The sequence below is a fragment of the Haemophilus sp. HMSC066A11 genome (assembly GCF_001811665.1).
GTDB classification, from domain to species: Bacteria; Pseudomonadota; Gammaproteobacteria; order Enterobacterales; family Pasteurellaceae; genus Haemophilus; species Haemophilus influenzae.
Window position 1 is genome coordinate 18,484 of the sequence record NZ_KV805851.1, and the last position, 15,027, is coordinate 33,510.

Annotated in this window: 13 protein-coding genes and 1 tRNA gene; 7 read left to right on the forward strand and 7 right to left on the reverse strand. The window is 38.0% G+C overall.

The window, feature by feature from the left end:
* The first annotated feature begins 200 nt into the window (after positions 1–200).
* The 6 genes from gltX (at position 201) to dusC (ending at position 5,202) form a co-directional block, all read left to right on the forward strand.
* A complete protein-coding gene (gltX, locus tag HMPREF2813_RS00650; protein ID WP_005686698.1) occupies positions 201–1,643 on the forward strand; it encodes a glutamate--tRNA ligase in 1,443 nt (480 codons plus the stop codon).
* Between the two features lie 80 nt (positions 1,644–1,723).
* A tRNA-Ala gene (locus tag HMPREF2813_RS00655) sits at positions 1,724–1,799 on the forward strand.
* Positions 1,800–1,943: 144 nt separating this feature from the next.
* Positions 1,944–2,660, forward strand: a complete 717-nt coding sequence (gene rph, locus HMPREF2813_RS00660; protein WP_005663925.1) for a ribonuclease PH — start codon at positions 1,944–1,946, stop codon at positions 2,658–2,660.
* 23 nt (positions 2,661–2,683) lie between these two features.
* Positions 2,684–3,325, forward strand: coding sequence for an orotate phosphoribosyltransferase (gene pyrE, locus HMPREF2813_RS00665; RefSeq protein WP_014550492.1), 642 nt, complete (start codon positions 2,684–2,686; stop codon positions 3,323–3,325).
* Positions 3,326–3,403: 78 nt separating this feature from the next.
* On the forward strand, positions 3,404–4,270 hold the full coding sequence (gene djlA, locus HMPREF2813_RS00670) for a co-chaperone DjlA (RefSeq protein WP_005686695.1): 867 nt from the start codon (positions 3,404–3,406) through the stop codon (positions 4,268–4,270).
* Positions 4,270–5,202, forward strand: coding sequence for a tRNA dihydrouridine(16) synthase DusC (gene dusC, locus HMPREF2813_RS00675; RefSeq protein ID WP_014550493.1), 933 nt, complete (start codon positions 4,270–4,272; stop codon positions 5,200–5,202). Before djlA ends, dusC begins: the two co-directional genes overlap by 1 nt.
* A gap of 39 nt (positions 5,203–5,241) precedes the next feature.
* On the opposite strand, the gene rpoH is transcribed toward dusC, so the two are convergent.
* The 5 genes from rpoH to plsY form a co-directional block, all read right to left on the reverse strand.
* Positions 5,242–6,087 carry an RNA polymerase sigma factor RpoH gene (rpoH, locus tag HMPREF2813_RS00680; protein ID WP_005663931.1) on the reverse strand — a complete coding sequence of 282 codons (846 nt, stop codon included), beginning with the start codon at positions 6,085–6,087 and terminating at the stop codon, positions 5,242–5,244.
* A gap of 138 nt (positions 6,088–6,225) precedes the next feature.
* Positions 6,226–6,537, reverse strand: coding sequence for a DUF2322 family protein (locus HMPREF2813_RS00685; protein ID WP_005668897.1), 312 nt, complete (start codon positions 6,535–6,537; stop codon positions 6,226–6,228).
* Between the two features lie 24 nt (positions 6,538–6,561).
* Complete coding sequence (murB, locus tag HMPREF2813_RS00690) at positions 6,562–7,587, reverse strand: UDP-N-acetylmuramate dehydrogenase (RefSeq protein WP_070646924.1); 1,026 nt, start codon at positions 7,585–7,587, stop codon at positions 6,562–6,564.
* A gap of 9 nt (positions 7,588–7,596) precedes the next feature.
* Positions 7,597–9,300 carry a nitrate/nitrite two-component system sensor histidine kinase NarQ gene (gene narQ / locus HMPREF2813_RS00695; protein WP_005668188.1) on the reverse strand — a complete coding sequence of 568 codons (1,704 nt, stop codon included), beginning with the start codon at positions 9,298–9,300 and terminating at the stop codon, positions 7,597–7,599.
* 41 nt (positions 9,301–9,341) lie between these two features.
* Positions 9,342–9,941 carry a glycerol-3-phosphate 1-O-acyltransferase PlsY gene (gene plsY / locus HMPREF2813_RS00700; RefSeq protein WP_005656208.1) on the reverse strand — a complete coding sequence of 200 codons (600 nt, stop codon included), beginning with the start codon at positions 9,939–9,941 and terminating at the stop codon, positions 9,342–9,344.
* A gap of 82 nt (positions 9,942–10,023) precedes the next feature.
* On the opposite strand from plsY, the gene folB reads away from it, so the two are divergent.
* A complete protein-coding gene (folB, locus tag HMPREF2813_RS00705; RefSeq protein ID WP_005668190.1) occupies positions 10,024–10,380 on the forward strand; it encodes a dihydroneopterin aldolase in 357 nt (118 codons plus the stop codon).
* A gap of 95 nt (positions 10,381–10,475) precedes the next feature.
* On the opposite strand, the gene HMPREF2813_RS00710 is transcribed toward folB, so the two are convergent.
* On the reverse strand, positions 10,476–13,262 hold the full coding sequence (locus HMPREF2813_RS00710) for a filamentous hemagglutinin N-terminal domain-containing protein (protein WP_005668192.1): 2,787 nt from the start codon (positions 13,260–13,262) through the stop codon (positions 10,476–10,478).
* Between the two features lie 11 nt (positions 13,263–13,273).
* Positions 13,274–14,971, reverse strand: a complete 1,698-nt coding sequence (gene hxuB, locus HMPREF2813_RS00715) for a heme/hemopexin-binding protein HxuB (protein WP_020909973.1) — start codon at positions 14,969–14,971, stop codon at positions 13,274–13,276.
* Between the last annotated feature and the right edge of the window lie 56 nt (positions 14,972–15,027).

The following is a 15,027-nucleotide window of genomic DNA, read 5'->3' on the forward strand; positions in this document are numbered from 1 at the left end:
GAGGTGCTCTCCCAACTGAGCTAATCGCCCTTAATGTTGTGGGTTGGCATTATAGGGAGAATGCATTTTCAGTCAATACCTTTTTACTAAATTTTGTTTAATTGTCGTAAAAATAAGCATAAAATCCGCTTTTTTATTTAGAAGTCAAACAAGTCGTAGTAGAATGACGACTAATATTTTATTGAAGATAGGTTATAAAAATGAAACTAGATGCTCCTTTTAATTTAGATCCAAATGTAAAAGTGCGTACTCGTTTTGCTCCTAGCCCTACAGGTTATTTACATGTAGGTGGCGCACGTACCGCACTTTATTCTTGGTTATACGCAAAACATAATAACGGTGAATTTGTATTACGAATTGAAGACACTGATTTAGAGCGTTCAACACCTGAAGCTACTGCTGCCATTATTGAAGGCATGGAATGGTTAAATCTTCCGTGGGAGCATGGCCCTTATTACCAAACTAAACGCTTTGATCGTTATAACCAAGTGATCGATGAAATGATTGAACAAGGCTTAGCATATCGTTGTTATTGTACTAAAGAACACTTAGAAGAACTTCGTCATACTCAAGAACAAAATAAAGAAAAACCACGTTATGACCGTCACTGCTTACACGATCACAACCATTCACCTGATGAACCCCATGTTGTACGTTTTAAAAATCCAACTGAAGGCTCGGTAGTATTTGATGATGCCGTACGTGGCCGTATTGAAATCAGCAACAGTGAGCTTGATGATCTTATTATTCGCCGCACAGACGGTTCTCCAACTTATAACTTCTGTGTAGTTGTAGATGACTGGGACATGGGTATCACACATGTTGTACGTGGCGAAGATCATATCAACAACACGCCTCGTCAAATTAACATTTTAAAAGCGATTGGTGCCCCAATTCCAACCTATGCACACGTTTCTATGATTAATGGCGATGATGGTCAAAAACTCTCTAAACGACATGGTGCAGTGAGCGTCATGCAATATCGTGATGATGGTTACTTACCAGAAGCTTTAATTAACTATCTTGTGCGTTTAGGCTGGGGACATGGCGACCAAGAAATTTTCAGTCGCGAAGAAATGATCAACTATTTCGAATTAGATCATGTTAGCAAATCAGCTAGCGCATTTAATACCGAAAAATTACAATGGTTGAATCAACATTATATCCGTGAATTACCGCCAGAATATGTGGCTAAACACCTTGAATGGCATTACAAAGATCAAGGCATTGATACAAGCAATGGTCCTGCATTAACTGATATTGTCTCCATGCTTGCGGAACGTTGCAAAACCTTAAAAGAAATGGCAAGGTCAAGCCGCTACTTCTTTGAAGAGTTTGAAACCTTTGATGAAGCCGCAGCGAAAAAACATTTCAAAGGCAATGCTGCTGAAGCGCTTACAAAAGTGAAAGAAAAATTAACCGCACTTTCTAGCTGGGATTTACATTCTACTCACGAAGCCATTGAGCAAACGGCTGCTGAACTAGAAGTGGGCATGGGTAAAGTTGGTATGCCATTACGTGTCGCGGTGACAGGTTCTGGTCAATCGCCATCAATGGATGTTACCCTAGTCGGTATCGGCAGAGATCGCGTACTTGCGCGTATTCAGCGTGCTATTGATTTTATTCATGCACAAAATGCTTAATATTTAATCGGATAACAAACACATAATAAAATCGTATTGACAGCCACATAGTCAAATTTTATCATGTCGCTGTCTTTTATGGGGATATAGCTCAGTTGGGAGAGCGCTTGAATGGCATTCAAGAGGTCGTCGGTTCGATCCCGATTATCTCCACCAAATTAATAAAGCAAGGTAAAGCACCTTGCTTTTTTATTATCAATAATCAATATCTTAGTGAATTTTAACAAAAATAAAAATCAAAGCGTGCTAGAATAGTACGCTTTTTTATTACATCGTTAGAAACCATATCAAGGAATAATTATGCGTCCAAATAATCGAGAAAATAATCAACCCCGCCAAATTAAAATTACCCGTAATTACACCAAGCACGCTGAAGGTTCCGTGCTTGTTGAATTTGGGGACACCAAAGTGCTTTGTACTGCAACAGTGGAAGATGCTGTACCACGTTTCTTAAAAGGACAAGGGCAAGGTTGGGTAACGGCTGAATATGGAATGTTGCCACGTTCAACACATAGTCGTATGCAACGTGAGGCGGCTAAAGGTAAACAAGGCGGACGCACAATGGAAATTCAACGCTTAATTGCCCGCTCTTTGCGCGCCATGGTGGATCTTAAAGCACTGGGTGAACGTGCGATTACTTTAGATTGCGATGTTATTCAAGCGGATGGCGGCACACGAACTGCATCCATTACTGGTGCTGCAGTCGCATTATGTGATGCGATCAACAGTTTAATTGAGAATGGCACGTTAAAAACCAACCCCATTAAAGGGCTAGTTTCGGCGATTTCTGTAGGGATTGTTGATGGGCAAGCTGTTTGTGATTTGGAATACGTGGAAGATTCTGCAGCGGAAACCGATATGAATGTTGTGATGATGGAAGATGGTCGCATGATTGAGGTGCAAGGCACTGCAGAAGGCGAGCCATTTAGCCATGAAGAATTATTAACATTATTAGATTTAGCGAAACAAGGCTGTAATCAAATTTTCATTGCTCAACGTGAAGCGCTAGGCTTATAAACACAGTTTATAGGAGTTAAAAAATGGAACAATATAAACGCGATTTTATCGAATTTGCTTTAAGCCGAAATGTATTGAAATTCGGCGAGTTTACTTTGAAATCGGGGCGTAAAAGTCCGTATTTCTTCAATGCGGGTTTGTTCAATACGGGGGCAGATTTAGCACGTTTAGGCGAGTTTTATGCTGCGGCAATTCAAGCAAGTGCGGTAGATTTTGATGTGGTTTTTGGCCCTGCTTACAAAGGTATTCCAATTGGCACTTCAGTTTCGGTGGCGTTATTTAATCGTTATGGTATTGATAAACCCGTGTGTTTTAATCGTAAAGAAGTGAAAGATCACGGAGAGGGCGGCAATTTAATTGGTAGCCCATTGCAAGGAAAAATTTTGCTTGTGGATGATGTGATTACGGCTGGCACTGCAATTCGTGAATCTATGGAATTAATCAGTGTAAATCAGGCAGAGCTTGCGGCGGTATTGATCGCTCTAAACCGTAAGGAACGAGGAAAAGGCGAGCTTTCAGCAATTCAAGAAGTAGAACGTGATTATCAATGCCAAGTGCTATCAATCATTGATTTAGATGATTTGATGCAATTTATCGAACAAGATCCTCGATACAGTAGCCATTTGCCAGAAATGCGTGCTTATCGTGCCGAATTTGGCGTATAAAACTTGAGAAATAAATTTTTGTCATCATTATAAATAACATTATAAAAATAACCGCACTTTGGCTTAACAGGGGAAAGAATGGGATTTATTGGAAAAATTATAGGCGTATTTTTAGGTTGGAAAGTTGGTGGATTTTTTGGTGCGATAGCTGGGCTCATTTTAGGTTCTATTGCAGATAAAAAATTGTATGAACTTGGCTCGGTAAGTTCTAGTTTCTTTAAAAAGAAAACAACGCGTCAAGACTTGTTTATGCAAACCACCTTTGCGGTGTTAGGACATTTAAGTAAATCGAAAGGGCGTGTAACAGAAGAAGATATCCAATTAGCTAATCAATTAATGATTCAGCTTAAACTGGATGATGCAGGGCGTAAATTAGCGCAAGATGCATTTCGTCGTGGTAAAGAATCTGATTTCCCAATTCGCCAAGTTATCCGTGAATTTCGCATTGGTTGTGGGCAACGTGCTGATTTATTGCGAATGTTCTTACAAGTGCAAGTTCAAGCGGCTTTTGCCGATTCAGAACTTCACGAAAATGAGAAAGAAGTGCTTTATGTGATCGCTGAAGAACTTGGTCTTTCTCGTATGCAATTTGAACAAATGATTGCGATGGAAATGGCTGCTCGAGCTTTTACTCAAGGCGGTTTCTATCAGCAATATCAACAAGGTGCATATCAAGGTGGCTACCAATATCAACAACAAAATAGTGGTGGTTACCAACATGCTTCTGGCCCAACTTTAAATGATGCCTATAAAGTATTGGGTGTGACTGAGTCCGATGAGCAAAGCACGGTTAAGCGTGCTTATCGTCGTTTAATGAATGAACACCATCCAGATAAACTCGTGGCGAAAGGTTTACCGCCAGAAATGATGGAAATGGCAAAAGAAAAAACTCAACAGATTCAAGCCGCTTACGATTTAATTTGTAAAGCAAAAGGCTGGAAATAGTGCGTGTTATTCTTGCGCCTATGCAAGGGGTTTTAGATCCCTTTGTACGTGAACTTCTCACCGAAGTGAATGACTACGATTTATGTATAACAGAATTTGTTCGCGTAGTTGATCAACTTCTCCCTGAAAAAGTATTTTATCGTTTATGCCCTGAATTAAAAAATCAGGGCTTTACTTCTTCTGGTACGCCTGTGCGAGTGCAGTTGCTAGGGCAGCATCCAGAATGCCTTGCTGAAAATGCGATTCGTGCGATCGATCTTGGCTCTCATGGCGTTGATTTAAATTGTGGTTGCCCTTCTAAAACAGTGAATGGCAGCAATGGTGGTGCGGCATTATTGAAACAGCCTGAATTGATTTATCGTGCCACTCAAGCCTTACGCCAAGCCGTGCCAAGTGAATTTCCCGTTAGTGTAAAAGTGCGGTTAGGTTGGGATGATATTTCTCAAGCCTTTGAAATCGCTGATGCGGTAGAGCAAGGCGGCGTAACCGAAATTACAGTTCATGGACGCACAAAAGCTGATGGTTATCGTGCTGATCGAATTAATTGGAAAAAAATTAGCGAAGTCCGAGAGCGTTTATCCATTCCAGTTATTGCTAACGGAGAAATTTGGCATTGGCAAGATGGGCAAGATTGCTTATCTCAAACAGGTTGTCAGGATTTAATGGTAGGACGAGGCGCGTTGAATATTCCGAATTTAAGTCATGTTCTGAAATCAAATGCAGAAAAAATGCCTTGGTATGAGATTCAAAAAATCTTGCAAAAATATGCTAATGTTGAAAATGAATATGACAGTGGTTTTTATCATGTGGCACGAATTAAACAATGGTTACGTTATTTGAATAAGGAATATGATGAGGCGAACCAAGTGTTTGATAAGATTAAGACCTGCCAAACTGCTGAAGATTTGAAATTACGGTTAAATGATAAATAAAAAACCTGCTAATCAGCAGGTTTTCTTTTTCTAAATTATTTAAAAATTCACCGCACTTTTTAATTTTTTCAGTGCATTAGTTTCTAATTGACGGATACGTTCCGCAGAGACATTATATTTTGCCGCTAAGTCGTGCAATGTAGCTTTGTTATCATCTAACCAACGAGCTTTGATAATATCCTGACTACGTGCATCTAGACTTTGTAGCGCCGCACCTAATTGCTCGGTTGCTTGGCTTTCAAAGTTTTCATTTTCAAGCGCTGCTGCGAAATTAGAACTTTTATCTTCCAAATAAAGGGCTGGAGAATAGGTCTCTGTTTCTGCATCATCAGTAGGTAAATCAAAACCGACATCCGCACCGCTCATACGCGATTCCATTTCGATCACATCTTCTTTGGAAACACCCAATTCATTTGCGACCATATCAACTTCATTTTCATTGAACCAACCTAAACGTTGTTTAGTTTTACGTAGGTTGAAAAATAATTTACGTTGAGCTTTCGTGGTTGCGACTTTTACGATACGCCAGTTACGAAGAACATATTCGTGGATCTCTGCTTTAATCCAATGCACAGCAAATGACACCAAGCGTACACCAACTTCAGGGTTAAAACGTTTAACCGCTTTCATTAAGCCGATATTGCCTTCTTGGATTAAGTCAGCTTGTGGTAAACCATAGCCAGAATAGCCACGCGCCACGTGGATCACGAAACGAAGATGCGACAAAATGAGTTTTTTCGCTGCATCTAAATCCTCGTGATAATACAAACGTTCTGCCAATTCCTTTTCTTCCTCTGCGGTCAGCATCGGATATTCATTTGCTGCACGAATATAACCTTCGATACTGCCTTGAGGAACTAACATCATTTGTGTTTCTTTATCCATCGTTTCCCTTCTTTATTTTGGCTTTTGCCAATCAATGTACTTAGTTATAGCACAATAAGCTATCTTATTGAACCAATTTGTTAATAAGACAGATTTTATCAATTGAAAGTTCAATTATTTTTAAATAATTCTGATTAATTAGCAAAGTGGAATTAAAGTTAAATTAAGATTTTCATCAATGACTTTGAATAGTAGATCGATATTCGGATGTTTGCCTGGATTTGCTTTAGCATCTTCTACGTGTTCTGCAAACCATTCAACACCTTGTTGTGCGGAAGTGCGGTTTAATTTTCCGTTAAATTTTTCAGCCAACGCATTATAAAGGCGAAGCGAACCTAATTTACCTTGTATCGCAGGAATGTTATGGATAATAGTTTCTCCATTCATCACGTTCAAACCCGTTAGATGATCGATTTTGGGCAAGATTTCTAAAATTTCTTTAAAGTTCATTGTTTATATCCTTACTTTATAAAATTACGTGATAATTTGCTCGCTATTTACTTCGCCAGTTGCACTGATAAAGCGGACTTCAGGTTGTAAAGATACACCAAATTTTTCTGCAACAGTTTGGCGAACGTGATGGGCGAGTTTGACCACGTCTTGTCCTGTTGCCCTGCTTTTGTTAATTAATACTAATGCTTGTTTTTCATGAACGGCTGCACCGCCAATTTGAAAGCCTTTAAGATTGCATTGATCAATCAGCCAGCCTGCCGCTAATTTCACTGAGCCATCTGCCTGTGGAAAGTGCGGTAGATTTTCGTGATGTTTTTTGATTTTTTCAAAATGTTCTAAACTGACAACGGGATTTTTAAAGAAACTCCCTGCATTACCCACTTCATTGGGATCTGGTAATTTGCTTTGACGGATATGACAGACTTCATCAAAAATTTGTTTAGCGGTGACCGTTTTCGGATCGAACTCTACAAGCGAACCATATTTTAGAATAGGCTGCCAATTTTTTGTGAGCTTTAATCCAACCGCTGTAATCACATAACCTTGCTGATAACGATGTTTAAAAATACTCTCACGATAACCAAATTCACATTGTTCTGTGTCGAGTCTAAAGGTTTCGTTCGTATTTAAATTAAGTACCTCCACATAATCACATACATCTTTAAATTCAACGCCATAAGCACCGATATTTTGAATGGGGGCAGAGCCTGCACAACCGGGAATCAGAGCCAGATTTTCTAAGCCATAAATACCATTATTAATAGACCACTCCACCAATTTATGCCAATTTTCCCCGCCATTGACGTGAAGATAGTGAAAATTTGCATCTTGTTCGTGCGTAATCCCCATTAAACGATTAAGGATCACGATGCCATTAAAATCATCTAGAAATAGAACATTACTTCCTTGACCTAAAAAAAGAGTGGGTAAATTTTCTGATTTAGAATGAGCCCACACTTGTTGTAGCTGTTCGATACTATGTGCTTCAATAATTTCACGAGCATTAGACTGAATGTGGAAAGTGTGAAAAGGTTGTAAATTTTGCATTTTGATGTCCTAATATAATGTATGTGGCAAGGTAATTTTGACTTGTGTGCCGCCTTGCTCTCTGCGATGAATATGCAATTGTGCATTAAGCTGACGACAACGTTCCGCCATAATATTCAAGCCGTAATGCCCTTCAGGCTCTTCAAGGTTTGGAATGCCAACCCCATCATCTTCAACTAAAATTTCATACTCGCCTTCCGCATTAATTCTTGCGCTAATTTCAATTACCGTGCCTTGAGAATGTTTGATCGCATTGGTGGTGGCTTCACGTACAATTTGCAGAACGTGAACCAGCTGTTGAGGGTTCAAACTTTGTGAGGGTAATTGACAATTCACATTCATTTGCATTGTTGTTTGCGAGCGTAATGAATCAATCACTTGTTTTAGTGCAAGCTGTAAATTCGCTTCTTGTATAGTTAAACGGAAAGTGGCTAAAAGCTCACGTAACTGCGCATAACCACCAGAAAGGGCTTGTTCAAAATTGGCAATAATTGCCAAACTCTTTTCTTTTGATTGTTCGTCTTCTTTCTTCAGGTTATGTTTGAGCAAAGTAAGTTGAATTTGTAAAAATGATAAGACTTGAGCCAAAGAATCGTGCAACTCTCGCGCAATAATTGAGCGTTCTTCCATTAATAAAATCTGTTCTTTCTGACGTAAATTTTTATGGAAATAAAGCGCACGAGCAAGCATTTGCGCTAAATTTTGCATAATTCGGGGATCTGGACAAGGTAATCCTGCTTGCCAAGAGAGTACACCTAATTCTTCGTTATCCACAGAAAGGGTTTCGATTTGTAGTTCATTATTAGCATCTTGCTTACCCAATGTAATATCCCAATGTTCAGCCCCCATCACTTCCACTTTAACGAAGTTCAAATGATCGCTAATAAAAATGTAATTCAAAACTTGATTTAAAATTTTATCGTTAATTGTGTTTGTATTCAGAAGTTGAGCACTTTGATAAAGAGTGCTTAAAGTGCGGTTAGTTTGACGCAACTTTTGCGTTTTTTCGTTTACCGCTTCTTCTAAACGCGAATAAAGCTGTCCCAGTTCTGTGGACATTTGTGTAAATACGCGAGCCAGTGTGCCAAGTTCGTTTTGTTTCCTTGTGTCAAGTGGAATATGATTGAATTGACGCATTTGCACTTGCATACTGGCTTTTGTCATTAAATGCAAAGGTTTCACAACTTCTCGGTTTGTGTACCAAATCACATAAGACACCATCAGCAAAATTAACAACATCGCAAAACCTAATACTGAAACGCCTAAAATCCATTTTTGCTCACTAAAACGTTGTAGTTCAAACACAAAATAATCAACATCTGCCACATAGTTAGTAAGCTGCTTACTATAGTTTTTTACATCCTGTTGGCGCGCATATTTTTCCATGTTCGTCCAACGTTGCAAAATGTTTTGATAGGAATGTTTTAATACATTCGGTGTGAAAAATTGATTTTGAACTTCTAGTAAAGCAGATGAATGAAGGCTTATATGATAACGGCGTAAGTTCGTTTCCACGCTTTCTGGTTGTTCTTGCATTTCATAAAGTAAGCGATAACTTTGCATACGCAAAGAACCTGAAATATTAATGGCTTCGGCATCATATTTATTACTGCTCATAATTGCCAAACTCAGAGAACTAATCACACCAGCAACGATAAGAATGATAAATAAATATTTCGCAATACGGGTGGAAACGGAACCTTTAGTATACACAGGAAACTCCAGTGGAAATTTAGAAAAGTGCGGTAAAATTTTTATTTCTTTTTAAATTTAGCCCAAACTTTATCTTCTTGACCACGCCATAAGCGTTGAATGTTATCGTGATGACGATAAATTAATAGGCAACACACCAGTGCAACAGGAAAAGTAAATTCAGGTTTAAACCACCACACATAAAAAGGCACAAGTAATGCAGAAATAACCGCACTTAATGAAGAATAGCCACTAACAAGAAAAACAAAGATCCACGTACCAAACATTGAACCTGCAACAGCCCAAGAAATCGGTGCGATTGCCCCAAAGGCAGTTGCAACACCTTTGCCACCTTTAAATTGAAAGAAAATTGGGAAAATATGCCCTAAACAAGCACCAAGTGCGACCATTCCTAATTCAAATTGAGTAAGACCTAAATAATACCCTGCCCATACAGGAATCATCCCTTTTAACATATCAAAAATAAGCACCGCCAAGGCAGACTTACGATTTCCAATGCGCAACACATTTGTCGCCCCAGGGTTGTGTGAACCATTTTGACGTGGATCTGGCAAGCCTGCAATGCGACAAATTAAAATCGCACTGGAAACTGAGCCTAAAAGATAGGCAAAAAGCATATAAAAAAGGGCGAAAAGGCTCATTTTGCACTCCAGCAAGAAAAACTGTTCGTTATTCTACCCAAAATTGATAGCATACGCCTACAATAATTTTAGAGGAAACCTTATGGATCGCATTTTTATTGAAGAATTGACTGTTTTTGCACAAATCGGTGTATATGATTGGGAACAGCAAATAAAACAAAAACTTGTGTTTGATTTAGAAATGGCTTGGGATTGTAAACAAGCGGCAGAAACGGATGATGTTGTATATTGTTTGAATTATGCTGAAGTGAGCCAAGCGATTATTGATTATGTGGAAAGTAAACCTTTCTTGCTGATTGAGCGAGTGGCTTATGAAGTGGCGGATTTGCTTGAGTCACGTTATCAACTTCAAGGATTAAAAATTAAACTGAGTAAACCAAAAGCCGTCGCGCAAGCTCGAAATGTTGGCGTATTGATTGTTCGTGGTTGTTTAAAATAATGTAGCGATAGTGGCTATTAAGAAATCTGACAGGCATGCAATTTAATTGATGTCTGTCAGATTGGCTTTATGCTTTTACCTTGTGTTCTGAATAGTTATTGTTCAGTTTCTAACTCTCCAACACTCACTTTAGTATTATTACCTTTATCGCCGAATTGTTGTTCTTCGCAACCGTTACCTGCATCACAAACTGCAACAGAAACAAGTTTTTCAACATCTAAGCTACTCACTAACTTTGTATTAATGATTTTTTCGCTTGAGTCCGTAACATTCAATTGCTCAGCAGACAAGTTGCTGGCTCGCACACCGTTAATTTTGTCATAAAGTCTAGCAAAACTACGTTCACTGAGTTTGGTAGAATCGCCTTTAATTTTTGTTTGATTAAAGTTTTTCTCACGAGGAAGTTCAAAGAATGTGAAATTTGAATTTGATTTTACCTCAATTTCTACCCCTTTGGAGCTTAAATAAGCTGTCCCACCGTTTGGTGCTAAGGCAGTGATGTCAGCATTTTCAATGGTTGTTTTGGTATTTGCGTTATCACCAATAGTAAATGCCATATTGGCAATATTCGCATCATTATCAATTGAGCCAGGCGCACCATTAATGATCACTTCTTTCCCAGTTCTTCCTCCAGTGTTAATTGCGGTAATTTTCAAGTCATCTTTACTGTATTTACCTGCAATTTTTGTATCGCCATCAGTTCTAAAGGTGTAACCCTGATGAGATTTCACAAAAATAGAACTTTTTTCCCCTATTAATTCCCCGATTAAAAACATCGTAGCATAAGGTGCTTTTGCAGATATATCGCTTTTCTCATCGCCCACGATTTTAATATGTGAGTTTACCATTGAGACTTTACCATTCATTCCTAAACGGTTAATTTGAGTTGAAATATCTTCTGAATTATCTTTATCAAAAGTAATATCAATCTTGCTCTTATCTAAGTTAATTTTTTCTGCCAGTAAATGTACAAATCCATTTTTCAGATTAATATTACTGTTAGAAATATTAATTTCTGTATCTTTAATAGCTGTTCGCCCTGTATTTTTAGTGGCAAACATATCAAAACGATGCCAATAGGCTTTATTCATATCTAAATCTAAATCATTGTAATATTTCCAACGGCGTTTGCGTTGATCTAACTCCGATAACTGCGTACGTTTGTCTAAATCTAACACACCGTATTCATATCTTGAATTATTACGGGATACCCCCCCATCAATGTAAAAATTCGTTTGTCCTGTGGCAACGATGTGATCTAAATTAACTTTTTTAAATCCACCTGCTACAACCACATCATCAACCTGATCAAATACTACATTACGCATATGAACATCAAACTTCTTGCGTTGTGTGATTTCCGTTCTACACCATCTTGGGTGATCACAGTTGTCTTTATTGATACTACGCCCCAATCCCATAGCTCCGTTACCAAGATTTATTTTGCTGTCAGTAATGGTAATATCTGATTGAGAATCTTTCTCATTCTGCAAACTGGTTATAAAAAATAAACGACCTGTTGAATTAATATCCGCATTATTGATATTAATATGACCTTGGTTAGTTAGCTTTAATAGCGAATCTGAGCCTTTAAAGGAATTTATATTAATATTTCCTGAAATATTAACGTCCTTTCCTTTAAGATTCACTTTTCCATTATTAGCTAGTAATGAACTTAACGCATCTGTTTGTATAAATGAACCCGTACCCGTTTTATCTTTCTCTTTCTCTTTCTCTTTCTCTTTCTCCGCAATACGAATATTTTCATTGTCTGGCACGTCAATATTAACTTCTGTATTTAATCTTTTATGCTCATCGCTATAGTGCTTTGTACCATCGTCACGTCCAAAGTTACCATTGATATTAACGCTTTTGCCTTTAAAGTCGATTTTAGGCGAGGTAACTTTTGAGCCAGTTTGAGAAGTGATTTTTATATTGTCTTTAAGTTCCTTATTTGAGGTAACATCAGCCCCAAAAGTAACTATCTCCCCTTTAATATCACTTTTATTATTCAACTCAACATTGCCAGCAGATAACACAACCTTGCCGTTTCTATTACTAACCTTAGTTGCTTCTAACACACCATTATTCACAACCAAGCTATCTAATGCTTGATTACGCCCTTTTGCATTTAGCGTAATGTCCCCTGCTTTAATAATCCCTTCATTTTTAACAATACCCCGTACTGCATTATCTTCTAGTGCCACACTTATACCGCTATCTGGTAATAAGGTAAATGTAAAATTATCGCCTGAGGATAAATATACTTTGCCATTGTTTGTAGCGTCAATTTCCCCTTCATTGATAACTTCATCGCCATTAAGTACCACGAAATCTTTCGCCTTAATTTTCCCTTTATTGATAACTTGACCTTCTGTTACCACCTGACCTTCTTTTGGCACCTGACCATCTTTTGTTTTACGGGTAAATTGATAGCTATTGCTATTGCCATTGCCCTTTTCACTGATTTGCTCTAAATCTTTGGTTGTTGCAAATAAACCAGCTACATTAATTTCTGCCTCTTTGGTAATAATAACCCCATTAGGGTTTGCTAAATAAACTTTACCGTTTGCCTTCAATTTCCCTTGGATTTGACTAGCATTGCCGCCAATTACACGGTTATATGCCACAGCATGTTCGCTAGGCTGTATAAATTCCACTTCTTTATTTTTGCCGATGTCAAAACTATGCCATTCTATTTGAGTTGTTGGTTTTTTTTGAGTAATCGTCATTTTATCTGCAGTTTGAGAAAAATCTGCCTCCCCAACAACTACCTTGTGATTTTGTGGCAAACCCTCTTGTGGCAAATCCCGTGTAGAGGCATATGTCGCACCAGTGTAAGTGGTCAAAATGATAAGAGAAATTACATTTAATTTATACATAGCATACCTCCTTAGAAAGTTTTAATCATAGAAAGCCAAAATTGGTGTTTATCGGCATTATTAATATTGTTATCAAGCGGCTTGGCGACACTGACATTGATGGCATAGCTGCCAGCATCTGAAAAAGAAAGTCCTGCACCAACGCTTTGTAATTTCACGCTATTTTTCACGCTTTGTGCGAGAGATTGGCTATTTTTATAATATTTCCCGAAACCATAGTCATAGAACAATGAACTAACTAGCACACTTTGGGAAAAGACTGGTAAATAATGTTTGAATTCTGTTTGTATCAAATGCCCTTCATCCACAGAAGCCGCACCAGCTTGATGTCCACGTACTCCAGACAAACCACCAAGCAACATTTTCTGTGAGCTTTCAAGGGTTTTATCGGCAAACTGACCGTTTATACCAATATTGAAAGCAAAAGATTTTGGTAAAATTTGCTCGTGAGACAAGCGGTAGTTATATACCGTAAAATGCGATTTTGGTTGAAAATTCTCTACTGCATACTGTTGTTTTTCACTAGTTTGATTCGCTAAATTACCGAACAAGGTAGATAATGAAAAATAAGTTGTCCCATCTTTAATAAGATTCCAAGAACCGTCAATCCCTGCAGTTAAACTATTTATTTTCCGTTTTTGTTTCGCATAAACCGCTTGTTGTTTATCCGTAAGGTTTTGATGATTAAAGCTCACTTTAGTACTTAAACGAAAATTTGGTGTACGGATTGTTGGGTGCAACAAATAAGCCCCTAAGGTATGGGAATGCCCTTGAGATTGTAATGATTTAAAATTACCACCTAATTTGTAGTCGAGATAGTTAGCAGTTACACCAAAACGCGTAGAATAACCATCAATTAAAGAGGAATAATCTATACGAGCATTTTTTAAATTAGCCTGATTAGAACTCATTAAATCCAGTTTCAATTCATCGCCCCAGCCATTCAAATTACTGACTTTTGTCCCTGCAGCCAAACGGTAACGCCCTGTATATTTGTTGCCTTGGTTATCTACTGAAACATAACTAGAAAAACGTTTTGCATCGTTAATTTTAATCAGTAAATTCGCTTCGCCGACTTTTTTGCCTGCGGAGAGTTGCAAACCAGCATTTACCCCTGGAACATCGTTTATTGTTAAAGCAAATTTTTCTAACTCATCTTTCAAAATAAATTCGGACGTATTCACTGTTGTATTAGAGAGACGGGATACAAATTTATTGCTTAATGCGCTGTGATTTTGCAAGCGTATTTCGCCTACATTACCTTTGAGTAACAAAATTTTTACCGTACCTTGCTCAATTTCCTGCGGTGGTAAAATTGCTTTTGCCACTAAATAATTATTATGACGATAAAATTCGCTGATCTCATTTGCTAAATTACTTAAATCTGACAGCGATACCTCTTTTCCTACATAATTTTTTAAAATATGTGCAAGCTCGTCTGTGACGACTTCTTGATTGTTTCGATCTAAAATCTGTACTTGCGTAAGTGGAAATTTCAGTCCTTGTTTATACTGTGCAGTATAAGGCGAATTTGCCGTTTGATTAAATAATTCGCCACTAGGTTTGGCTTCTGATTGAATTTGACGTTGTTCTAGTTCACGGTTCAATGATCCAGTATCTGGCCGATCTAATGCCATCACTGATTTACTCAAAACAAAGCCTAAACTGACCGCACTTGCAATAACAGAATAACGAGGTCTCATTTTCATTCCTTATGTCCTATTAATTGATAAAATTACAAAAATTGAGGGAAAACAGCTTTAGG

Bases quoted from the DNA above. Each gene is read 5' to 3' on its own strand.
- HMPREF2813_RS00710 (WP_005668192.1), bottom strand. From the start codon at position 13,262: ATGTATAAATTAAATGTAATTTCTCTTATCATTTTGACCACTTACACT.
- rpoH (WP_005663931.1), bottom strand. From the start codon at position 6,087: ATGGATAAAGAAACACAAATGATGTTAGTTCCTCAAGGCAGTATCGAA.
- hxuB (WP_020909973.1), bottom strand. From the start codon at position 14,971: ATGAAAATGAGACCTCGTTATTCTGTTATTGCAAGTGCGGTCAGTTTA.
- HMPREF2813_RS00685 (WP_005668897.1), bottom strand. From the start codon at position 6,537: ATGAACTTTAAAGAAATTTTAGAAATCTTGCCCAAAATCGATCATCTA.
- rph (WP_005663925.1), top strand. From the start codon at position 1,944: ATGCGTCCAAATAATCGAGAAAATAATCAACCCCGCCAAATTAAAATT.
- folB (WP_005668190.1), top strand. From the start codon at position 10,024: ATGGATCGCATTTTTATTGAAGAATTGACTGTTTTTGCACAAATCGGT.
- gltX (WP_005686698.1), top strand. From the start codon at position 201: ATGAAACTAGATGCTCCTTTTAATTTAGATCCAAATGTAAAAGTGCGT.
- plsY (WP_005656208.1), bottom strand. From the start codon at position 9,941: ATGAGCCTTTTCGCCCTTTTTTATATGCTTTTTGCCTATCTTTTAGGC.
- murB (WP_070646924.1), bottom strand. From the start codon at position 7,587: ATGCAAAATTTACAACCTTTTCACACTTTCCACATTCAGTCTAATGCT.
- djlA (WP_005686695.1), top strand. From the start codon at position 3,404: ATGGGATTTATTGGAAAAATTATAGGCGTATTTTTAGGTTGGAAAGTT.
- pyrE (WP_014550492.1), top strand. From the start codon at position 2,684: ATGGAACAATATAAACGCGATTTTATCGAATTTGCTTTAAGCCGAAAT.